The following is a 25535-nucleotide window of genomic DNA, read 5'->3' as shown; positions in this document are numbered from 1 at the left end:
ATTGATGCTGCGCGTCGCCAACTGCTCCGGTTTCTACGGCGATCGGCTGTCCGCCGCGAGAGAGATGGTGGAGGGCGGTCCGATCGACGTCCTCACCGGCGACTGGCTCGCCGAGCTGACCATGCTGATCCTGGCCGGCAACCGGCTGAAGGGCCGTCCCGGATACGCGCCGACCTTCCTGACGCAACTGGAGCAGGTTCTCGGGACGTGCCTGGACCGGGGCATCAAGGTCGTGTCCAACGCGGGCGGCCTGGATCCGGCCGGGTGCGCCGAAGCGGTGAGCGAGCTGGCCGGCCGGCTCGGCCTGCCGGTGCGGGTCGCGCACGTGACCGGCGACGACCTGACCGGTCACGACCTCGGCGACGCGACGAACCTGGACACCGGGGAGAGACTCCCCTCGGCGCCGCTGACCGCCAACGCCTACCTGGGCGGCCGGCCGATCGCCGACGCCCTGACCGCCGGGGCGGACGTGGTGGTGACCGGACGGGTCACCGACGCCGCGCTGGTCACCGGACCGGGAATCTGGCGGTACGGCTGGCGCCCCGGCGACCACGACGCGCTGGCCGGCTCGGTGGTCGCCGGGCACGTCATCGAGTGCGGCTGCCAGGCGACCGGCGGGAACTACGCGTTCTTCGGCGAGGTGCCGGACCTGGCGCACTGCGGGTTCCCCATCGCCGAACTGCACGCCGACGGATCCAGCGTGATCACCAAGCATCCCGGAACCGGCGGCCGGGTCTCGGTCGGCACCGTCACCGCGCAACTGCTCTACGAGATCTCCTCGCCCCGGTACCCGGGCCCCGACGTGATCGCACGGTTCGACACGATCCGGCTGGAGCAGGAGGGTCCGGACCGGGTCCGGATCTCGGGAACGCGCGGTGAGGCCCCGCCCGACACGCTCAAGGTGGCGATCAACTACCTGGGCGGCTACCGCAACACCATGACCATGGTCCTGACCGGCCTGGACATCGAGGCCAAGGCCCGGCTCGCGCAGGACGCCATCTGGTCCCGCGTCCCCAGGGAGTCCTTCGAGCAGGTCCACGTCGAGCTCACCCCGCTGGCCGACACCGCCCTGTTGCGCGTCACCGTGATGGACGCCGACTCCAGGAAGGCCGGACGCGCCTTCTCCTCGGCCGTGGTCGAGACCGGCCTGGCCAGCTATCCGGGCTTCTACGGTCTCACTCCCCCCGGTCAGGCCTCTCCCTACGGCGTCTACTGGCCCACCCTCGTCCCCGCGCGGGCCGTACGGGCACACGTCTGGCTCGACGGCCGGCGGCTCGAACCCCTGCCGCCGGACGGACCGCCGTCCGGCGGTCCTCACCCCGGCGACCGGCGGGCCGGCGACCTCCGGCCCGACGGCTCGCGGCCCGGCGACGGGAAACGTGGCGGCGGACATCCCGGGCTCCAGGCGGAGCCGGTCACGCCGGTGATCCCCGCCGGGGAGTCCGGACGGAGCGAGCCGGCGGCCGACGACGACTCGCCGGTCGTGCGAATCCCGCTGGGCGCGATCGTGGGCGCCCGCTCCGGGGACAAGGGCGGAAACGCCAACCTGGGCGTCTGGGTCCGCACGACCGGGCAGTTCGACTGGCTGGCCGGCTACCTGACGGTCGAGCGGCTGGCGGAACTCCTCCCGTCCACCGCGACGCTCAGGGTCGAACGCTTCGAACTGCCCAACCTGCTCGCCCTCAACTTCGTGGTCCACGGCCTCCTCGGCCGGGGCGTGGCCGCCAGTCCTCGCCTCGACGCCCAGGCCAAGGCCCTCGGCGAGGAGCTCCGCGCGAAGCTCGCCGAGATCCCCCGCTCCCTCCTCTGATCTCCCCGTACGGCCCGCTCCCCCGGACGGACCGGCGGCACCGGCGGCACCGGCGGAGATGAAGGTCGCAGGTCAGGGCAGGCAAAGACTTGCCGAAGGGGTCGTGTCGCGGCCACGGGCCGGAGTGGCGCAGGTGTTTCCTGGGTACCCGTATTGGCCTTACTTCCTTGGAGGTCGGGGATGAGGAAGTTGCTTTATGCCGGCGTGCTCGCGGTTGGCTTGTTCGCCACCGGATGCGGCGGCACCGAAGAGAAGGACGCGACCGAACCAATCACTGCGGACGAGGTCAAAGTGACACCGACCCCAACCGCGACATCCGCGACGCCCACGATGTCCACGGCCAGAGCCGCGGTCGAAGTGGCGGAAACGAAGATCGGAAAGATCCTGGTAGGGGAGGGGGGCCGCACGCTCTATCTCTTCGAGAAGGACAAGGACGGGAAGTCCGCGTGTTCGGGCCCCTGTGCCCAGGCGTGGCCGCCGTTCGTCACGTCGGAGAAACCAAAGGCCGAGAACGGCGTCAAGGAGAATCTGCTCGGCACCGTCAAGCGGGACGACGGCGAGACCCAGGTGACCTACAACGGCCATCCGCTCTACTACTACATCAAGGACCAGAAGGCCGGCGACACCACGGGCAACGACGTCAACGGCTTCGGCGCCGAGTGGTACGCCGTGCACCCGAACGGCGAGAAGGTGCACGGCTAGGGCCGCCCGCCTTCCGGGACGTCCGGGAACCACTGTGGCCGCCACACCCTGTCGGGGTGTGGCGGCCACAGTGGTTCCCGGGGCCGGGCGCGGCGGTCGGAGGGGTTGCGATCGGGCGCGGGAGGCGATCAGCGGGACCGGGCCCGGCGGGGCGCGGCGACTCGCCGCTCAATTCGTACCGCCGGCCGCACACGTGAGGCCACTGGTCGCACCCCTTGGGCGAAACGTCCGCAATTTCATGGTTGAAACCTTCATGCAACCTTCCGAACTCTAAGATTGCACGCAATTGCTTCATAGGACTGGCTCGGGAAGGAATCAGTCATGCGCCTGCGGTTTCTCGGCTCTACCTCGGAGGCGGGCGCCTGCCCCTCTCTCTACGAAACCGATCGCGGCACCATCGTCGTTCAGGGCCTCCACGTGACCGACGCGGAAGCCCTGGCCGATCTGCGCGACGTCCTGGACGGCGAGACCATTATCGAGGTCCCCCGCGAGCTTCTCGTAGACATCGCCCGCAAGGTGCTTCTGTAAATATTGGTCACGATTGGGAGCCGTCTATGGCATGATCCACGCGCTCGGGGCTAGCGTCGTGCGCACCATGCGGGAGATGACGTGAATACGCGGAACGACCAGGTCGGCAGCCACTGCGGCGTCTCACCCACACGACCAGTCGAGGAGATCGTGTGAGCGGGTTCCAGCAGGCCAGGACCGACCTGGGCGCGCAACTCCGGCAGTTGCGCGAGTCGGCTCGCCTGTCGGGCAAGGAGCTGGCCGAGCGGCTCCGGTGGCAGGCCTCCAAGGTCTCGCGGCTGGAGAACGCCCGCCAGACCGCCACAGGGGACGACATCGTCCAGTGGGGGCAGGCGGTAGCGGCCACCCCGGAGATCGTCGCGGAGCTGATAGAGCAGGCCTCGGCGCTGCTGGAGCGCCAGGACTCCTGGCGGCAGCGGCATCGCAGCGGCCTGGCCGCCCTCCAGGAGGACATCCGGGAGATGGAGGCCCGGACCGCGCTGCTGCGGGTCTTCGAGCCGGGCGTCGTCATCGGCCTGTTGCAGACCACCGAGTACGCCCGGAGCATCTTCTCCAGGATCAAGCGTCTCTACAACGCCCCCGACGAGGTCGACTCGGCCATCCGGGTGCGCATGCGACGCCAGGAGATCCTCTACGACCAGAGCAAGAAGTTCAGGTTCGTCCTGCCCGAAGCCGTGCTGCGCTACCGGCTGGCCCCGCTCGACGTGATGCGCGGGCAGCTCGACAGGCTGCTGGCCGTGACCGCGCTCCCCAACGTGGAGTTCGGCGTGATCCCCTTCGAGGCCCCCCTTCCGTCCGCCCTGCTCAACGGCTTCTGGATCTACGACGACGACCATGTCGCGGTGCCGACCAGGACCAGGGACCTGATCCTCCGCGACCCCGACGACCTCACCTTCTACACGCGGGCGTTCGAGGAGCTCGCCGAGGCGGCGGTCTTCAGGGAGGAGGCCAGATCCGTGATCGTCAGAGTGCTGGAGGACTTCGCCAGACAATCGGCAGGCAAAAAGCCGCAATTGCTTGATTAATCCCCCAAGATCGTGCAATTCTCTGTCGAGACGGAGGTGACGCACGATGCTGGACACGCTGTCTTGCCTGGAGAGGTTCGCCATTGCGACTCGGTTGCATGCGGACTTGTCGGTGCAGAAGATTTCCTTTGGGGATCCTGCTTACGTCTGCGTCCGCAATCGGTTCAGCAACAACCTGGTGGAGACCGTGACGTGCTCCCCCGACGGTGGCTTCGTCACCTCGTGGGGTTACCGGCTCGGCACCGCCGACTACGTCGAGGATGCCGCCGCGCGGCTGGCCTTCCTCCTCGCGGCGTTACCCGCCTGACACCGAGGACGCGGCGGGAAAGGCCGCGAGGTCCAGTCCGACCTCGCGGGCGGCGGCGACCCGGGCGTGGTGCAGAAGGCGGGTCCGGGACATGTTTCCGGCGTGCAGGGTGTAGCGGACCACCAGACCGTCCAGCATGCCGTCGATCCGCTCGGCCGACCCCTGGGGGTCGTCGCAGACGAACTCGCCCGTGGCCACCCCCTCCGCGATCACCTCGCCGAGGATCTCGATCCAGGTGCCTTCGAGCTCCAGCAGGATGGCCCGGACGTGCGCCTCGCGCACCCCGACGGCCCAGGCGTCGAGCCAGAGGATCCAGCTCTGGTCGGAGCGGGAGGCCGGGATGTAGAAGAGCAGGACGCGGTCCAGCCGCTCCACGGCGGTACCCGGTTCCGCGACGATCTCCCTCAGCCGCTGGATCTCCGATTCGCTGGTGCTGCGGAGCATCGCGGTGATGAGATCGTCCTTGGTGGCGAAGTGATAGTGGATCAGCCCGCCGCTCACATTGGTCGCCTTGGCGATGTCGGCGACGCGGGTGCTGGCCAGCCCCCGCTCCAGCACGACCCTTCGGGTGGCGTCGAGCAGCTCCGCTCGACGCTGATCGGCCTGGTCTGCGCGGCTGCTGCGCGCCCCTCCTCCGCTGTGCACCGCGCAAGACTACAGTTGCGATCCTCCGGTGCGGTGCTCTCGATGCGGCGGTTCAGCCACGGTCGCGGAGCGGACCCCCGGTCAGCCTCGTACGGGAGAGCCGGACAGGCGCATCCGGGCGAGGGTTCCGCGTCCGGCGGCGTTCTCCAGCGCGACCTCTCCCCCGGCGTCCCGTACGGCCTGCGCCACGATGGCCAGTCCCAGCCCCGAGCCGGGCATGCCGCGAGCCGAGGACGACCGCCAGAACCGGTCGAACACATACGGCAGCTCGTCCTCCGGGATGCCCGGGCCGTGGTCCCTCACGGTCAGCTCGCCCTCGTGAAGCCGTACGGTCACCGGGCCCGCCGGACCCTCCGGCGAGCCATTCGCCGGATCCGCCGCCGGGCCGCTCCCCGCGTCGCCCGTCGAGCCGTCGCCCGTCGAGCCGTCGCCCGAGAACTTCACCGCGTTGTCCAGCAGGTTCATCACCGCCCGCTCCAGGGCGGCCTGGTCGCCGTGGACGTACCAGGGGCGCAGCTCCACCTCCATCGAGACGTGGGGGGCACGCAGGCGGGCCCGGCGCACGGCGGAGTCGACCACGTCGTGGAAGGCGACCTCGACGTACGGCTCGTGCTCGTCCTCGGAGCGCGAGAGCTGCAGCAGACCCCCCACCAGCGTGGACATCTCCTCGAACTGGGCCTTGAGGCTGGTCAGCAGCCTGCGTTTGGGATCCGGGTCCAGCGGGCGGCCCGCGTTCTCGCTGCGCAGCAGCAGGTCGATGTTGGTGCGCAGGCTGGTGAGCGGGGTGCGCAGCTCGTGCCCGGCGTCGGCGATCAGCCGCCGCTGGCGCTCGCGGGATCCGGCCAGCGCGGTGGTCATCGTGTTGAACGAGGTGACCAGCCTGGCGATCTCGTCGGTGCCCTCGACCGGGAGCCTGGTGTCGAGGTCCTCGGTCCTGGCGACGTGTTCGACGGCCTCGGCCAGGAGGCCGACCGGGCGCAGCGCCGTACGGGAGACGAGCAGTCCCGCCGAGGCCGCGCCGAGCACGCCGAGCGCGGCGACCCCGGCGAGAATCCAGGCGAGCGTGGTGAGGGTGGCCTGGAACTCGGTCAGCGTCCGGGACTCCATCACCGCGAGGCCGGCTCCGACGCTCCAGGTCAGCACGCGCACCTCCGCCCCCTTCTCCGTGGTGCCGTTCCTGATCGACTCGCGTCCCGCGGGCGCAGCGGCCAGGGCGAGGTCGGCCGGGGTGACCTTGACCGCGGGGGCGCCGACGACACACCTGCCTCCCCGCGCGTCGATCACCTGGAGGGGCTGGAACCGGGGCGGCAGCGGCCGCTCGGGGACGCCCATGAAGCAGTACGAGCGGATCCACTCGATGCCCTGCGGTCCCTTCGGCCCGTGCAGCGACCGGTCCATCTGGTCGAGCAACTCGCTCCTGACGAGGACCCAGCAGACCGCCGCGCACACCGCGATCGCCACCGCGACCGCCGTCGCCACCAGCAGGGTGAGCCGCGAGCGCAGGGACCGGCGGCTGTTCACTGCGAGGTCCGCAGCACGTAGCCGACGCCTCTGACCGTGTGGATCAGCCGGGGGCGTCCCGCGGTCTCGGTCTTGCGGCGCAGATACATGACGTAGACGTCGAGGGAGTTGGAGGACGGCTCGACGTCGAAGCCCCACACCTCGCTGAGGATCTGCTCGCGGGTGAGCACCTGGCGAGGGTGGACCATGAGCAGCTCCAGCAGGAGAAACTCGGTCCGGGTCAGTTCGAGCGGCTCGCCCGCCCTGGTGACCTCCCGGCTGAAGACGTCCATCCGCAGGTCGGCGTGGACCAGCACGCCGTCGTCCTCCGCCGAGGGCGCGCTCAGCGCGACGCGCCGCAGCAGCGCCCTGACCCTGGCCAGCAGCTCGTCCAGCTCGAACGGTTTGACCAGGTAGTCGTCGGCCCCGGCGTCCAGTCCCGAGACGCGGTCGCCCACGGCGTCGCGGGCGGTGAGCATGAGCACCGGCACGTGGTTGCGGGCCGCCCTGAGCCTGCGGCAGGCGCTCAACCCGTCCAGCCGGGGCATCATCACGTCGAGCAGCACCAGGTCGTACCGCTCCCGCTCCAGCGTCTCCAGCGCGGCCTGCCCGTCCGAGGCCAGGCCGACCCTGTATCCCTCGAACTCCAGACTGCTCTGCAACGCCTCCCTGAGCGCGGGCTCGTCGTCCACGACCAGCACCCGCGCGGCCTCACCGTCAACCATGGGCCCAACGCTAGACGCTCACCATGAAAACCCTATGAATGACCCATTCGTCACCATAAGGACCTCAAGCAGGCTCTCGGTCACGTTCGTCCGCGGTGAGCGCCCCGGCCGGGCGGAGCCGCGCCTCCTGGCCCGAGACCGGTCCGGCGACGGCTCCGCGGCCGGTCTCAGGCCAGGAGCGCCATGGCCGCGTTGTGGCCGGGGATGCCGCTGACCCCGCCGCCGCGCCGGGCGCCCGCGCCGCAGAGCAGGATGCGCTCGAACCCGGTCTCCACGCCCCACCGTCCCGGCTCGCCGTACGGCCAGGACAGGTCGCGGTGAAAGATGTGGCCGCCGGGCAGGCCCGCCTCGTTCTCCAGGTCGACCGGGGTCCTCGCCTCCAGGCAGAGGCCTCCGTCGGGCGCGCGCAGCAGGCAGTCCTCGATCGGCTCGGCGAGCACCCGGTTCATCGAGGCGAGCGTGGCGCTCAGCGCGGCCTCGCGGGCGCCCGCCGGATCCTCGCGGAACAGCCGGGCGGGCATGTGCAGGCCGAACAGGGTCATCGTCTGGGCCCCGGCGGCCCGCAGCTCGGGACCGAGGATGGACGGGTCGGTCAGCGAGTGGCAGTAGACCTCGGCCGGGGGCAGCTCCGGGATCCGCCCGGCGGACGCCTCGGCGTAGGCGCGGGCGAGCTGGTCGCGGCCCTCGTTGATGTGGAACGTGCCGCTGAACGCCGCCACGGGGTCCACCCCGGAGTCCCTGAGCCGGGGCAGCCGCGACAGCACCATGTTGACCTTGAGCTGGGCTCCCTCGGGCGCGGGCTCCCCCGCTCCCAGCAGACGGGCGAGGACGGCGGGCGGCACGTTGGCCAAAACCCGGTCGCCCCGGACCGTGTGCTCCCCGTCGGCGTCGCGGAAGGCGACCTCGCCGGAGGGGTCGACGGCGAGGACCTCGGCGCCGGTCAGGATCTCGGCTCCGGCCGCGCGGGCGACGTCCGCGAGTCCCCCGGAGACCGCGCCCATCCCGCCGACCGGGACGTTCCAGTCGCCGGTCCCGTCGCCGATCACGTGATAGAGGAAGCACCGGTTGGCGAGCAGGCTCGGGTCGGAGGGGTCGGCGAAGGTGCCGATCAGCGCGTCGGTGAGCACCACGCCGCGCACGGTGTCGTCGGCGAACCGCTCGTCCACGACCTCGCCGATCGGCCGTTCGAACAGCTCCCGCCAGGCCTCGTCGCCGACGAGGTCGCGCATCGCCGCGCGGTCCACGAGGGGTTCCAGCAACGTCGGCGCCACCCGCTCCGCCACGCCGGCGGTCATCGCGTAGAAGCGCCGCCACGCGTCCAGGTCGGCGGGGCCGCCGGTGACCCGGGTGAAGGAGGCGGCGGTCCGGGCGGCGTCGCCGTTGTCCACCAGCAGTCCCGTGTCCCCCACGGGCGTGTAGGAGGCGTAGCGCCGGCGACGCAGCGCGATCCGGAGCCCGAGGTCTTCCACGATCTTGGTGGGGAGGAGGCTGACCAGGTAGGAGTAGCGCGAGATCCGGGCGTCGACCCCGGGGAACGCCCGCGCCGAGACGGCGAGGCCGCCGACGTGGTCGAGGCGTTCCAGGACGAGAACCCGGCGGCCCGCCCGTGCGAGGTAGGCGGCGGCGACCAGACCGTTGTGACCGCCTCCGGCGATCACGGCGTCATAGCGAGAACGGAGCACGAGACATCCCGAGGAGGTGAGGGGTGGCGGGGCGGGGACTCCGGGTGGTCAGAGACCGGTCTGCCAGTGCGGCTCAGGACAGAGCGCGCCGGACATCTCAATAACCACCATGCCGCGCACCATATATCGAAGGCGACAAAACGGTCTACGGCCGCTCACGGGCCACCGGCGCACCGGTCATCGGTCACCGCCCACCGGCGCACCGGTCACCGGTCGTCCGGCTCACGGATGCTCACGAGCCACGGAGAGGGTGATCTTCAGAAGGGTCGCGGCGGGGCCGGTGGGGGTGCTGCCGCGGCGCCAGACCGCACGCAGGCGGCGTTCGAGGTCGATGCCCTGGGTGGACACCTCGACCAGGCGGCCGGTGGCCAGCTCCGCCTCCACGGCGTAGCCGCTGAGCACGGCCGGGGCGGCGCCCTCGCTCGCGGCGCCCTTGACCGCGGCGTTGGAGCCGAGTTCGAGCCTGGGGGCGGCGACGGCGTGTCCGGCCAGCGCGAGGTCCAGGGTCTCGCGAGTGCCGGAGCCCCGCTCGCGGACGACCAGCGGGGTGGCGGCCAGCTCCGCGGCGAGCAGCGAGGTCCGGCGCCGTGCCCACGGGTGCCCCGGCGCGACCACCACGACGAGCCGGTCGGTGGCGACCACCCGGGAGGTCAGCCCGGCCGGCACCGAGGGCCCCTCCACGAATCCGAGCTCAACCCCGCCGCCGACGAGTTTCGCCACCTCCGCCGAGTTCTGTACGTCCAGACCGACCTGGACCGTGGACTCCCGGCTCTGCAGCTCCCCCAGCCAGCGCGGCAGCAGGTATTCGGCCACGGTCATGCTGGCCGCGATGTGCAGGTGGGCCGCCCGGCCGTGCCGTACCGCCTCCACCCCGCGCATCAGCTCCTCGGCCGCCGACAGCACCTGAGTGGCCCAGGCCGAGACCATCGCGCCCTGCGGGGTGAGGGTGGAGCCACGCGGGGTGCGCTCCAGCAGCGGCAACCCGAGGCGGCGCTCCAGCAACGAGATCCGCTTGCTCGCCGACGGCTGGGCGATACCCCCGGCCCGGGCCGCCTGGCCGAGGCTGCCCAGGCGGTCCACATCGACGAGCAGGCGCAGGGACTCGAGATCGGGCAGCGTACTCATAGCCCCACGCTATGACCTTTTGAGGAGACGACGTCCACCGGCCGCCCTCACCCGCACGCGGGTCGCGACCGCCGCGCCTCTCCGGGCGGACCGGCACCATTGCGGTGAGCGGGTGCGATGAGCGGGTACGGCGAGCGGCGCGGTATCCGATCGGCGCCGGGAGAGACCCCCGCCACGGCCCTCATCGGCATGATCTCACCGATTCACACCGCGGTCGTTGGCTGACCTTTGAGTGGACGTCTCCCGGCAAGCACCGTAACGTGCTCATTTTAGGGGAGACGGCGCCGTTTGCACCGCTCCAAAAAGGGGCAGGAACCGGCCCCTGATGAGGAGACAGAACTAGCTCATGCGTACCATCGAACAGCCCGTCAGCATGCTCCGCCCCTCTCCCGAGGTGGCCGAGGCACTGGAGAACGGTGCTCCGATCGTGGCACTCGAATCCACGATCATCTCGCACGGCCTCCCGCAGCCTCGCAACCTCGAGGTCGCGGTGGAGCTGGAGGAGATCGTCCGCAAGGCCGGGGCCGTACCGGCGACGATCGCGGTGCTGGACGGCGTCGCACGCATCGGCCTGAACAAGCACGAGCTGAAGCGGGTCGCCGGTGAGTCCGGCCTTCGCAAGCTCGGCTTCCGCGACCTGCCCGCCGCCGCCGCGCTCGGGGTCAGCGGGGCGACCACGGTCTCGGCGACCTCGTTCCTGGCCGCCAGGGCGGGCATCCGGATCTTCGCCACCGGCGGTCTCGGCGGCGTGCACCGCGAGTGGGCCGACACCCAGGACGAGTCGGCCGACCTCGACATGCTGAGCCGTACCCGCATCACCGTCGTCTGCGCGGGCGTGAAGTCCATCCTGGACGTCCCCGCCACCCTCCAGCGGCTCGAGACGCGGAGCGTCACCGTCGCGGGGTACCGCACCGACGAGTTCCCCGGCTTCTACCTGCACACCTCCGGCGAGCCGATCGACTGGCGGATCGAGACTCCGGCCGAGGCCGCGGGCATCATGCGGGCGCAGGACGCGCTCGGCGGCCCGGAGAGCGCGCTGATCGTGGCCAACCCGGTGCCGCTGGAGGAACAGCTCGACCCCGCCCTGCACGACCGGGTCCTCGCCGCCGCCCTCGACGCGGCCGAGCGGGAGAAGATCACCGGCCAGGCCATCACCCCGTTCCTGCTGGGGTATCTCGTGCGCGGCACCGACGGCGCCTCCCTTGAGGCGAACCTGGCCGCCGTGCGGGGCAACGCCCGCGTCGCCGGTCAGATCGCGGTTTCCTGGAGCCAGGGAAACTGAGGCCGTCGTGACCGGAACAGGTTTGCTGGTCATCGGCGACGTGGTCACCGATGTCGTCGCACTCCACGGAGGGTCGGCCCTGGCCGGCCTGGCCGTCGGAACGGACACCGCCGCCGACATCGTGCTGCGCCCCGGCGGCTCGGGGGCCAACACGGCCTCCTGGGCCGCCCACCTGGGCGCCGACACGCGAATCCTGACCCGGGTCGGCTTCGACACCGGTGAGTGGCACGCCGCCGAGCTGCGGCGCTTCGGGGTCCGGCCGCACCTGCGGGTGGACCCCGACCGGCCGACGGCCGTGGTGATCGCCATGGTCGACGGGACCGGAGAGCGTTCCATGCTCACCAACCGGGGCGCGGGCGGGCACATCGGCATCGACGACTGGGACGACAGCCTGCTCGACGGGGTGGACCATCTTCACCTGTCCGGATACACGCTGTTCGCCGAACCGGGACTGCAGCTCTCCCGGCTGGCCCTGGCCGAGGCCGCCCGGCGCGGTGTCTCGATCAGCGTGGATCCCGCCTCGACCGGCTTCCTGCGCTCGTTCGGCCCCGAGCGCTTCATCCAGGAGACCCTGACCTCCCAGCTGATCATCCCCAACCGGGACGAGGCCCTGCTGCTCACCGGCGAGACCTCCGCCGAGCGGGCGGCCGAGAAGCTGAGCCTCCGCTACGGCGCGGCGGCGGTGAAGCTCGGCTCCCGGGGCGCGCTGATGGCCCGGAACGGAAAGTTGGCCGCCTGGGTTCCCGGAGTCGCCGCCAAGGTGATTGACTCCATTGGTGCGGGAGACGCGTTCGCCGCCGGACTGCTGACGGCCCTGCTCAAAGGGGCTGACGACGAGGCCGCTCTGGACGCCGGACGCCGTGCCGGAGCTGAGGCGGTATCGCTCGTAGGCGGTCGACCGCGTAGCCTTCGGTCTGATCTGAATACGAACCAGCTTTACCCTCTTAACACCAATTGATAGCTTGCGGCGTAGGCTGCACCATTAGCAACATGCGTCACTTTGGGGAGGTTGCGGTCCGCCGATGGATGCCGAGTCATCGATCTGCCTGAGTGATCTGGTTCCGGCCCTGCGCTGGAGCCGGCCACAGCAGGTCGCCGAAGCCCTGGCCGACTCCCGCCTGCCCGCGGGCTGGTGGGCCTCGGTCACCCTGCCCAAGGCCCTCGGCATCGCCGGTCTCGACTGGGTCTGCGACCGGCTGGCCCGGCTCTCGCTATCCCGGTGGGATCACCTGCCGCTGTGTGACGTGCTGCCCGCGCTCCACGTGCACACGGTCGACCCGACCCTGCCCGGCTGGCCCGACGACGCGCGTTCGGCCATCTCCGGGCTGGGCGGCTGGTCCCGGCTGCGCCGCCTGAGCGCCGGCGACCTGAACGGGCCGTCGATGCCCGCCTCCCCCGAAGCCGTGATCACGGCCGTGTTCAACGAGGTGCTCAGCCGGATTCCCGGGATCCCCGAGCAGGCGGCGCCGTCCGTGCCCGCCGCCGCGGAGGCCCCGGTGCAGGCTCCCCCGCAGATCCCGGCACCGCTTCCCGCACAGGTCCCGGCGCAGGCCCCGGCACCGCTTCCCGCGCCGGTTCCGGCACAGGTCCCGACGCAGGTACCGGCACAGGCCCCCGCGCCGGGACAGCAGACACCGCCTCCCCCGCCGGCCCCCCAACCCGCTCCTCAGCCGGCCCCGGAGCCCGCGGTCCGCCTCAGCGACTACCCGCTGGTGCGCCTGGTGGACAACATGTTCCGCGACTGGAGCCCCCTGGAACGCGCGGTCGCCGTGGAACGGCTCTTCGCCGTCGACCCGATCAGCCTGCGCGCGCTCGCGCACAAGCTGAACGCCGACCGCGACGCCCTCTCCACGGCTCAGCGCTCCGCCGAGGAACGCATACTGCTCTGGTTGCGCTCCTCGGAGTCCGCTCCGCTCACCGGCCACATGTTCGGGCTCACCGAATGGCTGGGCGCCGCCGCCACCAAGGACCAGCTCGTCGGCGCCGACCCCGCTCACGCGATCGAGGTCCCCACGCTCCGTACCCCGCTCTGGCGGGTGCTGGTCACGCTCATGCCCGACCGGCGGCTCCAGGACGACTGGCTCGTCGTGGGCGATCTGGGCGGCCTGCGCGACCGGACCCGCCAGCTTCTGGCGAACAAACCGATCGACGCCGACGCGGTCGCCCTCATGGAGAACCAGCTCGGTATCCGCGCCCACTCCGCCCAGGCCTGGCTCGACGCACTCGCCGCGAGCGCCACACCGACGGACACCTGGTCGGAGGAGGCCGTCGCCGCCGAGGCCACCAAGCAGCTGCCGCGCCGCACCCCGGGCGTCAACGGCCACCGCCACCGCGGCGGGGCGCCGATCCCGCAGGTGAGCCCCGACTCCATCGACCCGCGCGCCGCCCTGGCCGCGCTCTCGGCCCTGTCCGGCGGCAACACCCGGCCGCACCTGATCACCAGCCGGCGCGCACCGCTCCCCCCGCAGACCACCCCGACCACCGACCCGAGCCGCTGGCAGCGGATAGAGGTGACCAGCGACCACCTGCGAGGCGGCCCGGTGGCCGTGCCCGAGGGGTACGCCACCCGCCTCGGCATGCGACCCGGCACGCTGCTGTCGGTGACCGGCCCCGGTGACAACGCGGTGGTGCTGGTCTGGCGGGACCACCCCGTCTTCGACTCCCTGCAGCCGGTGCTGATGCGCCTGAACGCCCGGCCGGGCGACCAGGTGTACGTCACCGTGGACGGCTACCGCCTGGACGCCCAGCTACCCAGCTGAGCCACGACGGGTGCGAGGCGTCTCCGGCCGGATCGGCTGGCCGCGCCCGATCGTGAAGCCTCAGGACGCCTCGGCCGAACCTCGTGTTTCCGGGTGAGACGGCTGGGCCACGTCCGGCCGTGAGGCCGCGGGACACCGGGGTGAGGCGCGGCGTCTCCGGACGGGACGATCACCGCCCGTCGATTCCCTCGGCGGTCTTTTCATATCTATGGGCAGGGCGTCGACCCGGACGTACCATGCGGTCATGGAAGCCCTTCACCCCCGGCGTGTCGCGTGGGAGGGCGCGCGGGTCTTCGTGTCCGCGGCCAACAAGAACACCTACCGGTGGCTCAGCGACACGGTCGAGCAGCACCTCGGTGCCCCGTACCGGCTGAAGCTCTCGCGAACGCGCCTCCGCCTGCAGTCGGAGGCGGACACGGCGCTTTCCGAGTTTTCCGAGGCCGGGGCCTGGCGGGTTCGGCTGGACGAACTGCTCGACAGCAGACCGGACGTCGCACCGCTCCTCACCCGGATCGTCAGGGAGACCTCGACCCGGCTGCCTCGCTGAAGCGGCGGGCGCGCCGGTATCCGCCTGTACCCGCCGTCGCCCCGCACCGTGGCTCTACGCCACGGCCCTACGCCGTGGCCTTACGCCACGGCCTTACGCCATGGCTCGCTGCCGCCTTCGCTGCCGCAGCATGCCGTCGACGGCGAACGCTCCACCGCCGCCGAAGCCGACGGCCAGGCTGCCCGCCGCGAGAGCGAGAACGAACTCGAAGCCGCCGTTCTCCACCACGAAGCCGTTCATCCCGTGGACGAACACGATCGCGCCGATCATGTCCAGCGCGAGCAGGGTGCCGAAGACGGGCAGTGCGGCGCCCAAGATGAGGGCGATCCCGCCGACGACCTCAAGCGCGGCCACCCCCGGCGCGGCCACCCCCGGCAGCGGCACCCCCACCGATTCGAAGAACGTCGCGACCCCGGCGATCCCCGTGGTCGTGAACTTTTGTATACCGTGGAAGAGGAAGATCGCCCCGATGCCGATCCGTGCCAGCAGGAGAGCACCGAGACGAAGCGTGTCAAACATGACGACTCCCTTCCGTCATTCGTCCGCGAAATCCAGCGAAATGGATAGTTTAAATTTAAACAAGTCGTAGAATGTCTGGATGACGGACGCTCAATGGCTCAGCAAGACGGAGACGGACGCCTGGACGGCGTATGTCGCGGCGACCCATCTGCTGGAGCGGCGCGTCGAGGAGCAGCTGAAAGCCTCCGGTCTAACCCATGCCCAGTACGAGATCCTGACAAAGCTCTCGGTCTCCACCGGACGGCGGTTGCGGATGACTGAGCTCGCCCGCCAGGTGGTGGTGTCCAAGAGCGGGATCACCTACCAGATCCGCCAGCTCGAGAAACGGGGTCTCGTCGAGCGGACCACCCACCCCTCCGACGACCGGGGCGTCCTCGCCGTGCTCACCGAGGAGGGCGTGCGCTGCCTGGAGCGGACCTCCCCGGGGCATGTGGCCGTCGTTCGCGCCTGCCTGATCGATCGGCTCACTCCCGACGAACTCCAGATCATGACCCGGATCATGACAAAGGCCGCCGAGGCGATGACCTCGGCGGCCGGCCGGCGGCTCGGGGCGCCCATCCCCGCCCGGCCGACGGAGCCCTCGTCCCTCACCTGGGGCGGCTGATCGGCCCCGGCGTCCGTCGGGCCGCCTCCGGCACTCCTCACCGGGGAGCCGCCCGGAGCGTGGAAGTCCTCCGGAACGATCTCCCCGGCCGTGGATCCGTCCGGGGAACGAGAGATACCCGATACGGCTCGCGCGGGGGAGCATGACCGCGCGAGCCGTACCGGATCATGGCCGCATCGCCGGGTCAGGCGGCGGTGCAGCTCACGGAGGACGGCACACCGTTGGTTCCGGACCAGTTACCGGTGAAGCCGAAGGACGTGGAGGCGCCCGGGGAGAGGTTTCCGTTGTGCGCCACGTTCCTCACCGAGACGCCGGCTCCGCTCTGGGTGTGCGTGCCGTTCCAGAGCTGGGTGATGCTCTGACCGTTCGGGAAGGACCAGTTCGCCGTCCAGCCCGCCGTGGCCGCTCCCCCGGTGCTCTTCACGGTCACTTCGGCCTGGAAGCCGCCCTGCCAGGAGCCGGTGAGCCTGTAGGTGGCGGTGCACGCCTTGCCTCCGGGCGGGACGACGGTGGGAGTCGGCGTGGGGGTGACGGGAGGAGTCGGAGGCACGGTGGGCGGGGTGGTGGGCGGGTCGGAGGGCGGCGGAGCCGCCATGGCCAGGTCGTAGGCGCGCTGCGGCACGAACTGCCCGGCCCCCGCGATGCAGCCGTCCGCCTCGCCCGGCAGCTTGATCCAGAGGAATGCGTCGATCATGGAGTCGCCGGTCACGTTCGTGCTCGGCGTGCCGATCGCCCGGCCGGCCGGGTCGCACCACTCGCTGCCCTGCGGGCCGTTGCCGTTGCGGCTCGTGTCGATCACCGCGCGCAGCCGGGAGACGCCGGTGGCGGCGAGGATGTTCTTGGCGTAGGCGATCTCGGTGGAGTTCGACCGGTAGTTGGAGACGTTGAGAGAGATGCCGTCCGCGCTGTTCGCGATGTCCGCCGCCCTCAGGCGGGCCGCGGCGTCGGAGGGCGACAGCCACGCCGAGTGCCCGATGTCGAAGTAGACCTTGGCCGTCGACGAGGCCGCCTTGAGCTTCTTGCCGGCGTACGCCATGGAGGCGTTGGTCTCCTGCTGCTGGGAGGAGTTCATGCAGTTGGTCATGATCGGGAGTACGTCAGGTTCCAAGATGATCGCCGCGGGGCGTCCCTGAAGGCCGGCCGCGACCTCGTCGATCCACTGCCGGTAGGCCGTGTGGTTGGGTGCGCCACCGGTGCTCGCGCCGCTGCAGTCCCGGTTCGGGATGTTGTAGACGACCAGGATGGGGGTCTTGCCCGCGCTCGCCGCCGCGCCGACGAGCGCCGACACCTGAGCGCGCACGGCGGAGGTGTTCGTGGTGGTGAACCAGCGGGCCTGCGGCACGGCGGCGATCCGGTCGCGGATGACCGCGGCACGGGAGTCCCCCGGGTTGGCCGCGACCCATTTGGCCGCGTTGGTCTGCGGATCGACGTAGAACGTTGAGTCGGCCGCGAACGCGCCGGAGGCGACGGCGACCGCAGCGCCGGACGCGACCATCAGAGCCGCGCAGAACGTGGCCAGAACTGACCTTCTTGGCATGGAACGGCTCCTTCTTGGAGGACATGGGAGCGCTCCCACAGTAACGGCGTGGCAGTCCACCCACACAGTCCCGGCCGTCGGGAACCCCCCTTCCGCGCTTGTGAGCTGCGCGGATACCGTCACGGGTCGCTGAAAGTTTCACCCTCCGGCCGGAGGCGGGGGAAGCCGTCCCCGGGCTGCCTCCGTGCCGGCCCGAGTACGGCACCCGGAGCCGCTCTCGCCTCCGAGCGGGGCCACGATCCTGGGCAGGGCTACAGCTTTGGGCGGGGCTGCGCCTTGGGGCGGGACCACGGCTTCGGGCGGGACCACGCCTTTGGGCGGGGCTGCGGCTCTGGGCAGGGCTGCGATCACCGCGCCCGGATGAGAGCGGCCGCGCGCTCGGCGATGGCGTAGACGGTGGCATTGGTGTTGGCGGACACGACGGAGGGCATCACGGACGCGTCGGCCACCCGCAGGCCGTCGATGCCGCGCACGCGCAGGCCGGTGTCGACGACGGCCATGTCGTCCGCGCCCATCCGGCACGTTCCGACCTGGTGGGAGTAGGTCCGCAGGCTCCTGTACAGGTAGGCGCGCACGCTGTCGTCGTCCTTCACCTCCGGGCCCGGCAGCACCTCCGCGCCGCGCCACGCGTCCAGGGCGGCCGTGCACCCGATCGCGCGGGCGACGCGCAGCCCCACGGTCATCACCTCCAGGTCGTGCGGGTCGCCGTAGTAGTTCGGATCCAGCAGGGGGGCCGTTCCCGGCCCGGCGCCGGCCAGCCGGACCGAGCCGCGGCTGCGGGGAGCCATCGCGGAGAAGGCGATCGAATACCCCTGGCCGGGGGTGGGCAGTTCGGGCGGCAGCGAGGGGGCGAAGTACGGAATCGCCATGACCTGGAGCTGGAGATCCGGTGCGTCCAGGGCGGGGTCGCTGCGGATCAGACCGATCACCTCGCCGTGGCCGTTCACGGTGGCCGGGATCGGGCGCGCCGGGCTGTAGACGACCATGGACCTGGGGTGGTCCTGCAGGTTCGCCCCGACCCCTGGGAGGTCGAGGAGAACCTCCACTCCGACCTCGCGCAGGTGGGCCCCGGGGCCGATGCCGGACTGCATCAGCAACTGCGCGGATCCCACCGTGCCCGCGGTCAGCACGACCTCTCCCCGGCACCCCGCCGTGAACACCTCGCCGCCCACGCCGTACTCCACACCGGTGCAGCGTCCGGCCGCCACCCGCACCCGGTGCGCCGGCGCGCCGGTCAGCACCGTGAGGTTGGGGCGGTCCAGCACCGGAACGAGATAGGCGTCGGCGGCGCTCTGCCGCCTGCCGCCGACGATGTTCTGGTCCGTCAGGCCGAACCCTTCCTCCATGCCGCCGTTGATGTCCGTCGCCGCCCGGTAACCGAGTTGGGCGACCCCGGCCAGCGCGGCCTCCGACACGGGATGAAGTGGTGACGGCGGGCTCACCGTCAGCGGGCCGCCGGCACCCCGGAGCGCGGGATCGCGTCCTTCCGCGTGCTCGCTGCGCCGCATGTACGGAAGCAGGTCGTCGAATCCCCAGCCCTCGGCGCCGGCTTCCACCCATCTGTCATAACTCGAACGATGACTGCGGACGAACACCATGCCGTTGATGGCCGAGGACCCGCCGAGACCACGCCCACGCGGCCAGGGAATCCTCGTCCCCGTCGCGGCCTGCACCACCGAGGTGCCGGCCCAGTCCGCCGACGTCCCCTGCAGGCTCAGCCAGTCGGGCGGCCTCGTCTCCAACGGCTTCCGCGCGCCGGCCTCCAGCAGGAGCACGCGCACGCCGGCGTCCTCCGACAACCGTGCGGCCATCACGCAGCCGGCCGTCCCCGCACCCACGACGACGACGTCGTAATCGTCCATCGCGAATCCCCCTTACTCCGGCGAACACCACGCCTTCGGCATACATCGGAATCTTCATCAGAAACAGGACGATAAGGGTGAATTTATCCCACTCTCTCGGATGCCGCCCGGACGCTCTCGGGCGCGGCACGATATCGTTCTGTCCCCATGACGACTCCTGACCCCGCGCAACGGCACTCCTCCGCTCGCCTCGGGTGGCGGGAGAGCAACCGCGCCTGGTGGGATGAGCGCGTACCGCTGCATGCCTCCGGTGAGCTCTTCGACGTCTCCGGCTTTCAGGACGGTCGTGACACCCTGCGCCCCTTCGAGGCCTCCGAGGTCGGCGACGTCACGGGCAAGACCCTGCTGCACCTGCAGTGCGGGATCGGGTTGGACACCCTCTCCTGGGCCCGGCGCGGAGCCCGGGTCACCGGCCTGGACTTCTCCGAACCGGCCGTCGAGAAGGCCCGGACGCTCGCCGCCGGGATCGGCGTGGCCGACGCCCGCTTCGTGGCCGCCGACGTCTACGACGCCGAACGGGTTCTGGGAGAGAAGACGTTCGACATCGTCTACACCGGGATCGGCGCCCTGTGCTGGCTCCCGGATCTCGGCCTGTGGGCGCGGACCGTGGCCTCGCTGGTGGCGCCCGGCGGTTTCCTCTACCTCGTCGAACGTCACCCGATCGCGGACGTCCTGGGCAAGGACGGCCGGACGGTCACGCGCGACTACTTCCTGCGCGAGGCCACCGTGGCCGACGAACCGGGCAGCTACGCCGACCAGGACGCGCCGACCACGGCCAACCGCAGCGTGCAGTGGCAGCACGGACTCGGTGACGTGGTCAGCACGCTCATCGCGTCCGGCCTGCGCCTGGAGTTCCTGCACGAGCACGCCTTCACGTTCTACCCGCAGTTCCCCGTCCTGCAGCAGACCACGCAGGGCATCTATCGCATCCCCGCCGGGCGGCCACAGGTGCCGCTGGTCTACTCCCTGCGCGCGTCGAAACAAGAGCTCCGCTGAAACTCTTCGGAGAATCCGAACCGGCAGATCGACAAATATCATGCGATCCGCGGACACCGTCTCGACGGCCGGCTGATGCTTCGTTCGCGCTGCCACCAGACCCCCGGCTCGGGGAGGGGCCCGGCCGTGGTGTCAGCTGCCGGCCGGTCGCCGCGACGGCCTGAGCGACGACGGGGCGCCTCGCCGGCAACCGCCGTCGGCGGTGATGACGACCTTGGCGCCGCGGTCACCGATCCGGCCCGCCGGCGCGTCGGCGGAGAACCCGCCGAAGCATCCCCGGCCGGAGGTTCTCCGCTCCGTTGCTTCCGGCTGCTTCGCCCCCGGCCGTGGCTTCGGCAGGACCGGGCCGTACGGGGCTATTGGCTCGCCTCCTGGGCGGCTCGCACCCTCACGTCCACGCCGTCGAGGACGCACTCCAGACCGGACCTGAAGTCGGCCAGCGGGTCGTCGTCCTCGGCAAGGCCACCGGCGGCGACGACCTCGGCCAGGGCGGGGAACCGTTCGGTGTCCACCAGACGGGCGAGGATCTCGCCGTACTCCCCCATGGCCTCCGCCCCGTCGGCGCCGGCCCGGAGCGGGTTCGCCGAGATCTGCGCCTCGCCTCGTACGTAGTGCGTCACCAGCAGGACCACCGACATCTTGTCGTGCGGACGCAGTGCCGTGCCGCCGAGCGTGCGCAGACCCGCGTCCATCCAGGCGAGTTGCCCGGGGTCCAGTGGCGGATCGACGGCGACCCGCAGGATCCACGGATGGCGGTGGTAGACGCCGAGCAGACCGAGGGCCCACTCCGACAGCGCCGCGCGCCAGTCGGCCGGTGCGGTGTCGAACTCCGGAGGCGGTCCCGGGGCGGCGTCCAGCATGAACACCTGCAGCTCGTCCTTGTTCGCGACGTGCCGATACAGCGACATCGTGGCGCAGCCCAGCCGCTCGGCGAGGCGCGCCATGGACAGGGCCGACATGCCCTCGGCGTCGGCGAGGTCGATGGCCGTCGCCACGATCCGCTCCAGGCTGAGGGCCTGCGCCGGACCTCTGGCGCGCTGTCGCGAACGGCCCCAGAGGACTTCCAGCGTGCGGGGCAGCTCGCCCTCGGTGTTCTCGCTCATCGCAGTCATCCTAGCGGTCTGCGTATTTCATACGCTTAGCGTATTTCATACGCTCTGCGTATCATCTACGCTCAGCGTACGTCATACGCATCGTCTGTCCACCGATCGGAGCCCTCATGCGCACGACCGCGGAAAACCCGCCGCCCCCCGCCGGTGACACCTCGCTCCCGGCCGCCGAGCGCAGGCGCTGGTGGCAGCGTCCGTGGATGGCACCGCTGGGCCTCGTGGTGGTCCTGTTCCTCGCGTTCTCGTTACCGCCGTATCTCATCGGCGACCCCGCCCAGTCGCGGGTTCCCCAGCCCCCCGGGTTCCCCGCGCACTACCCCCTGCTGGTGGCCCACGTCATGTTCTCCTCGATCGCGATGCTCACCTGCTTCATGCAGGTGTGGCCCTGGTTCCGTCAGCGCCATCCGGTCGTCCACCGGTACCTCGGCCGGACCTACGTCTTCGCCGGTGTGCTGCCGGCCGGGCTGACGGGGCTGGTCATCGGGGCGCTCACACCGTTCGGGCCGGTGCTGGCGGTCAGCAACGTGATGCTCGCGCTGCTGTGGCTGGCGTTCACCGCCACCGGTTACCGGATGGCCCGGCAGCGGCGGTACGTCGAGCACCGGCGCTGGATGCTGCGCAGCTTCGCGCTGACGTTCTCCATCCTCACGAACCGGATCTGGGGAGTGATCGTGACCGTGGCGCTCGGCCCGTCATTGGAGACCACGTTCCAGGGCAACGAGACGATGTTCACCTGGACCATCTCCGGCCTGTCCGGCTGGCTGGGGTGGACGGTGATCCTTCTGGTCGTCGAGTGGTGGCTGGAGCGCGGCCGCACGAGGAAGCGCCCCACCCGGGCGCGGCGCGCACCCGATCTCACACCTGTCAGCTGAGCACGCGTTTAGACGAGTACGCGTTTAGCTGAGCACGGGTGCCCGCCAGGTCAGTACAGGCGGTCGACGGGGCCGACGACGGTGGGCAGGGCATAGCAGGCAGATCCAAACGTGAATACGCGATCTCGGGCATTTGCCGATCGTCTCCGCCCCTCGCGGGTATGACAAAAGCATGAGATACGCGCGAACGACAGGTTCACCGCTGATGAGCGGAATCGGCGCGAGTGGGTGTCCGCGCTGAGCCGAGATGCTCGATCAAGACGCGAAGAACGTGGTGACGGCCTGCACGCCGCGGGCCGGCGAACGCCCGGTGGAGCCGTGACGGCGAACCCGGTGGCGAGCAGGCGGGGCGGCGCTGCACTCAAGCCGAGTGGCAGCGAGGCGAGCAGCGGCAGGTGGGGCGGGCCGACGTGTACGAACGGATGCGGAGCTGGCTGCTGGGGTCTGGGGCGACCTGGGCGCGCTGGACGGCGCTGCGGCTGCTCAGACTGGTGGATCTGTGGCGGGCCCGCAGTGCGCCCGAGCCGAGTGCCGACAAAGTACGGATCCTGCTGTTTCACGCCTATGGCATGGGCGGCACCATCCGCACGGTGCTCAATCTCGCCGGGTATCTGGCACACGGCCACGACGTGGAGATCGTCAGCCTGATCCGCGCCCAGCACCGGCCGTTCTTCCCCATTCCCCCGGGCGTCAAGGTCTCGTTCCTGGACGACCGCACCGAGCGGAAGGGCAGGACGCGCGCGCTGCTGTCGCGGTTGCCGAGCGTGCTCGTGCCCTCGACCGAGCCGACCTACCGGCGCTGCTCGCTCTGGACCGACCTTGTCCTGTTGCGTTACCTGCGCTCGCTCCGCGGCGGAGTGCTGATCACCACCCGGCCCAGCCTCAACCTGTTCGCCGCCTCCTTCGCCCCGCCCGAGGTCATCACCATCGGCCAGGAACACCGCAACCTGGCCGCGCACAAGCCCCCGCTCCGCAAAATCATCGTGCGCAGGTACGGCAGGCTGGACGTGCTGGTGACCTTGACCCGAGCCGACCTGGAGCACTACGCCCGCGCCGTGCCGAATCCCCATCTGGTCTGCATCCCCAACGCGCTGCCGCCCCTCGGCGAGGGACGCGCCTGGCTGGAGGGCACCACCGCCGTCGCGCTGGGACGGCTGGAGCGGGTCAAGGGCTTCGACCTGCTCCTGACGGCCTGGCGCCTGGTCTGCGACCGCCGCCCGGAATGGACGTTGCGCATCTACGGCTCCGGCCCGTGGATGGACCGGCTGAAGACGCAGATCGACGAGCTGGACCTGACGGACCGCGCCTTCCTCATGGGCCGGACCGACCGGGTCGGCGAGGAGTTGTCCAAGGCCGCGATGTTCCTGCTCAGCTCCCGTTCCGAAGGCATGCCCATGGCCCTGATCGAGGCCATGAGCAAGGGCCTGCCGGCGGTCGCCTTCGACTGCCCCACCGGTCCCGGAGAGATCATCACCGACGGTGTCGACGGCCGGCTGGTCGAGCCGAAGAACGTCGAGGCCCTCGCCGAGGCGATCTGCGAGCTCATCGACGACCAGGACCTGCGCCGCAAACTCGGCGCCGCCGCCCAGAACACCGCCGCGGCCTACGACCTTCAGACCATCGGCTCCCGCTGGGACACGCTGCTGGCCGAGGCCGTACGGCGCAGGACCCTGTCCGGGTCCCGGTAGTCCCCTGGACGGCTCGGTCCGTCCCGACGACGGTCACCCGATATCGGTGCCGGCGTGCCGAGGACCTAACGTATGGCCATGGAACTCGCCGGCAAAATCATCGCCGATCGCCCGTTGCTCGTGCTCGCGGTCAAGGATGAAGCGCAATTCCTTGACGTCGGCCTGCCGGTGTTGATCACCGGCCTGGGCAAGGTCAACGCCGCGGTCGCGTTGAGCACCGTTCTCGCCCGTGAGCCCCGCCCCTCCCACATCGTCAATCTGGGCACCGCGGGGGCGCTGCGCCCGGGGTGGACGGGCACCCACGTCGTCAGCACCGTGATCCAGCACGACCTGGACACCGATCTGCTGCTCGCCCTCACCGGCGAGACCTACGGAGCGGCGCTGACACTGAATGAGGACGACGGCCCGATCCTGGCGACCGGCGACACCTTCATCGCGGACGAGAGCGCACGCGACCGGCTCGCCGCCCGTGCCCACCTGGTCGACATGGAGGGCTACGCCTTGGCGGCGGCCGCGGCCCGGGCCGGGATCCCGATCCGGATCGTCAAGCACGTCAGCGACGAGGCGAACGAGGACGCGGCGAGAAGCTGGCGCGAGTCGGTGGCCGACTGCGCGCGGGTCCTGGCCGAGTGGGCCGCCCGGAACATCGCCCATCGGCCCTGACCTCCTCCCCCGCCGTCCGGTCGATCCGGTGTCGACCGGTCGGTCGCCGGCCGGTATGGCGCTTCGACGGAACAGCGCTCAGCAACGGGTTCGGTTGTTCAGTCGGCTAAGGTCGCAAGGTGGGTCCTCACCGCATGCCGGCCGCCGAAGTGGACGTCTCACCGGATCTGGTTCGTCGCCTCCTGGCCTCCCAGCAACCCGACCTCGCTCACCTGTCCATCGAGGTGATGGCGAACGGGTGGGACAACGTCATGTGCCGGGTCGGAGACGCGATGGTCGCCCGGCTGCCGAGGCGTGCGGTGGCCGCCAGGCTGCTTGCGCACGAACAGCAGTGGCTGCCCGTCCTTGAGCCGCGGCTGCCATTGCCGGTTCCCGCCCCGGCGCGGGTCGGGCAACCGGGTCCTGGCTACCCGTGGCCGTGGAGCATCGTCCCGTTCCTGCCCGGACAGATCGCCGCGCGAAAGCCGCCGGCCGACCTGCGGGACGCCGCGGTCAGCCTCGCCGGATTTCTGGGCGCCCTGCACACTCCCGCCGCACCGGACGCCCCCGTGAACCCCCACCGCGGCATCCCGCTCGCGGACCGCGACGCGACGATCACCCGGAACCTGAGCGTATTGGGCCGTCTGGTCGACCGCGGGGCCGTGATGCGCACGTGGGAGGCCGCGGTCGCGGTGCCGGCGTGGAACGGGTCCCCGGTGTGGTTGCACGGCGACCTTCATCCCGCCAACATCCTGGTCCATCGCGATCGCGTCAGCGCCGTGATCGACTTCGGTGACATCACTTCCGGCGACCCCGCCACGGACCTGTCCGTGGCCTGGATGCTCCTGCCCGCCGAATGCCATGACGCTTTCCAGAACGCCTATCGGGCGGCGAGCGCGTACGCACCCGACGACCACCTCTGGGCACGAGCACGAGGCTGGGCGCTCGCGCTGTCACTCGCGTTTCTATCCCATTCCGCCGACAACCCGCTGATAGCGGAAATAGGCCGCCACACCCTCGACGCCGTGCTCGCATAGGTCGGCGCGGCCGGACATCGGACGCCACGAGT

Annotated in this window: 24 protein-coding genes; 15 read left to right on the top strand and 9 right to left on the bottom strand. The window is 70.9% G+C overall.

The genetic code is table 11. The features are described 5' to 3' along the window. The first annotated feature begins 4 nt into the window (after positions 1-4). From J2853_RS03495 to J2853_RS03475, 5 genes are all read left to right on the top strand, one after another. A complete protein-coding gene (locus J2853_RS03495; RefSeq protein ID WP_307554885.1) occupies positions 5-1810 on the top strand; it encodes an acyclic terpene utilization AtuA family protein in 1806 nt (601 codons plus the stop codon). Positions 1811-1990: 180 nt separating this feature from the next. Then, complete coding sequence (locus tag J2853_RS03490) at positions 1991-2512, top strand: COG4315 family predicted lipoprotein (protein ID WP_307554883.1); 522 nt, start codon at positions 1991-1993, stop codon at positions 2510-2512. Between the two features lie 321 nt (positions 2513-2833). Beyond that, positions 2834-3040 (top strand): hypothetical protein, encoded by a 207-nt coding sequence (locus J2853_RS03485; protein WP_307554881.1) that lies wholly within the window; start codon positions 2834-2836, stop codon positions 3038-3040. Between the two features lie 152 nt (positions 3041-3192). Beyond that, complete coding sequence (locus J2853_RS03480) at positions 3193-4065, top strand: helix-turn-helix domain-containing protein (protein WP_307554879.1); 873 nt, start codon at positions 3193-3195, stop codon at positions 4063-4065. Positions 4066-4111: 46 nt separating this feature from the next. Further along, positions 4112-4372 (top strand): hypothetical protein, encoded by a 261-nt coding sequence (locus J2853_RS03475; RefSeq protein WP_307554877.1) that lies wholly within the window; start codon positions 4112-4114, stop codon positions 4370-4372. On the opposite strand, the gene J2853_RS03470 is transcribed toward J2853_RS03475, so the two are convergent. From J2853_RS03470 to J2853_RS03450, 5 genes are all read right to left on the bottom strand, one after another. Next, positions 4361-5017 (bottom strand): TetR/AcrR family transcriptional regulator, encoded by a 657-nt coding sequence (locus tag J2853_RS03470; protein WP_307554875.1) that lies wholly within the window; start codon positions 5015-5017, stop codon positions 4361-4363. The two genes, J2853_RS03475 and J2853_RS03470, sit on opposite strands and share 12 nt — an antisense overlap. 81 nt (positions 5018-5098) lie before the next feature. Then, positions 5099-6538: a sensor histidine kinase gene (locus J2853_RS03465; protein ID WP_307554872.1), complete on the bottom strand. Its 1440-nt coding sequence runs from the start codon at positions 6536-6538 to the stop codon at positions 5099-5101. Then, positions 6535-7242, bottom strand: a complete 708-nt coding sequence (locus tag J2853_RS03460) for a response regulator transcription factor (RefSeq protein WP_307554870.1) — start codon at positions 7240-7242, stop codon at positions 6535-6537. The genes J2853_RS03465 and J2853_RS03460 overlap by 4 nt, the downstream gene beginning before the upstream one ends. Positions 7243-7409: 167 nt before the next feature. After that, positions 7410-8924, bottom strand: coding sequence for a phytoene desaturase family protein (locus tag J2853_RS03455; RefSeq protein ID WP_307554869.1), 1515 nt, complete (start codon positions 8922-8924; stop codon positions 7410-7412). A gap of 222 nt (positions 8925-9146) precedes the next feature. Next, a complete protein-coding gene (locus J2853_RS03450; RefSeq protein WP_307554867.1) occupies positions 9147-10049 on the bottom strand; it encodes a LysR family transcriptional regulator in 903 nt (300 codons plus the stop codon). A gap of 346 nt (positions 10050-10395) precedes the next feature. Here J2853_RS03450 and J2853_RS03445 point away from each other — a divergent pair, with 346 nt between their 5' ends. The 4 genes from J2853_RS03445 (at position 10396) to J2853_RS03430 (ending at position 14637) form a co-directional block, all read left to right on the top strand. Then, the gene (locus tag J2853_RS03445; RefSeq protein WP_307554865.1) at positions 10396-11331 is read left to right on the top strand and encodes a pseudouridine-5'-phosphate glycosidase; all 936 of its coding nucleotides are present in this window, start codon (positions 10396-10398) and stop codon (positions 11329-11331) included. A 7-nt stretch (positions 11332-11338) separates the two neighbouring features. Further along, positions 11339-12289 carry a carbohydrate kinase family protein gene (locus J2853_RS03440; RefSeq protein WP_307554864.1) on the top strand — a complete coding sequence of 317 codons (951 nt, stop codon included), beginning with the start codon at positions 11339-11341 and terminating at the stop codon, positions 12287-12289. 64 nt (positions 12290-12353) lie between these two features. Next, the gene (locus J2853_RS03435; protein ID WP_307554862.1) at positions 12354-14090 is read left to right on the top strand and encodes a hypothetical protein; all 1737 of its coding nucleotides are present in this window, start codon (positions 12354-12356) and stop codon (positions 14088-14090) included. A gap of 244 nt (positions 14091-14334) precedes the next feature. After that, entirely contained in the window at positions 14335-14637 is a 303-nt protein-coding gene (locus J2853_RS03430; protein ID WP_307554861.1) for a hypothetical protein, read from the top strand. Between the two features lie 93 nt (positions 14638-14730). Here the strand turns inward: J2853_RS03430 and J2853_RS03425 are convergent, their stop codons facing one another. Then, positions 14731-15156, bottom strand: coding sequence for a DoxX family protein (locus tag J2853_RS03425; protein ID WP_307554859.1), 426 nt, complete (start codon positions 15154-15156; stop codon positions 14731-14733). 79 nt (positions 15157-15235) lie between these two features. Between J2853_RS03425 and J2853_RS03420 the strand changes: the two genes are divergently transcribed. Further along, positions 15236-15760, top strand: coding sequence for a MarR family winged helix-turn-helix transcriptional regulator (locus tag J2853_RS03420; RefSeq protein ID WP_307554858.1), 525 nt, complete (start codon positions 15236-15238; stop codon positions 15758-15760). Between the two features lie 184 nt (positions 15761-15944). Here the strand turns inward: J2853_RS03420 and J2853_RS03415 are convergent, their stop codons facing one another. Next, a complete protein-coding gene (locus tag J2853_RS03415; RefSeq protein WP_307554856.1) occupies positions 15945-17297 on the bottom strand; it encodes a glycoside hydrolase family 6 protein in 1353 nt (450 codons plus the stop codon). Between the two features lie 347 nt (positions 17298-17644). Next, positions 17645-19159: a GMC family oxidoreductase gene (locus tag J2853_RS03410; protein WP_307554854.1), complete on the bottom strand. Its 1515-nt coding sequence runs from the start codon at positions 19157-19159 to the stop codon at positions 17645-17647. Between the two features lie 147 nt (positions 19160-19306). Between J2853_RS03410 and J2853_RS03405 the strand changes: the two genes are divergently transcribed. Beyond that, positions 19307-20155: a class I SAM-dependent methyltransferase gene (locus tag J2853_RS03405; RefSeq protein ID WP_307554852.1), complete on the top strand. Its 849-nt coding sequence runs from the start codon at positions 19307-19309 to the stop codon at positions 20153-20155. Positions 20156-20511: 356 nt separating this feature from the next. On the opposite strand, the gene J2853_RS03400 is transcribed toward J2853_RS03405, so the two are convergent. Continuing rightward, positions 20512-21258: a TetR/AcrR family transcriptional regulator gene (locus tag J2853_RS03400; RefSeq protein ID WP_307554850.1), complete on the bottom strand. Its 747-nt coding sequence runs from the start codon at positions 21256-21258 to the stop codon at positions 20512-20514. Between the two features lie 116 nt (positions 21259-21374). On the opposite strand from J2853_RS03400, the gene J2853_RS03395 reads away from it, so the two are divergent. The 4 genes from J2853_RS03395 (at position 21375) to J2853_RS03380 (ending at position 25503) form a co-directional block, all read left to right on the top strand. Further along, the gene (locus J2853_RS03395) at positions 21375-22136 is read left to right on the top strand and encodes a DUF2306 domain-containing protein (RefSeq protein WP_307554848.1); all 762 of its coding nucleotides are present in this window, start codon (positions 21375-21377) and stop codon (positions 22134-22136) included. Between the two features lie 395 nt (positions 22137-22531). Next, positions 22532-23824 (top strand): glycosyltransferase family 4 protein, encoded by a 1293-nt coding sequence (locus J2853_RS03390; protein ID WP_307554846.1) that lies wholly within the window; start codon positions 22532-22534, stop codon positions 23822-23824. Positions 23825-23896: 72 nt separating this feature from the next. Then, the gene (locus J2853_RS03385; protein ID WP_307554844.1) at positions 23897-24487 is read left to right on the top strand and encodes a nucleosidase; all 591 of its coding nucleotides are present in this window, start codon (positions 23897-23899) and stop codon (positions 24485-24487) included. A 134-nt stretch (positions 24488-24621) separates the two neighbouring features. Then, a complete protein-coding gene (locus J2853_RS03380; RefSeq protein WP_307554842.1) occupies positions 24622-25503 on the top strand; it encodes an aminoglycoside phosphotransferase family protein in 882 nt (293 codons plus the stop codon). The last annotated feature ends 32 nt before the right edge of the window (positions 25504-25535 follow it).

Source organism: Streptosporangium lutulentum, from assembly GCF_030811455.1.
Classification (GTDB): domain Bacteria; phylum Actinomycetota; class Actinomycetes; order Streptosporangiales; family Streptosporangiaceae; genus Streptosporangium; species Streptosporangium lutulentum.
This window is presented reverse-complemented; position numbering and strand designations above follow the sequence as displayed.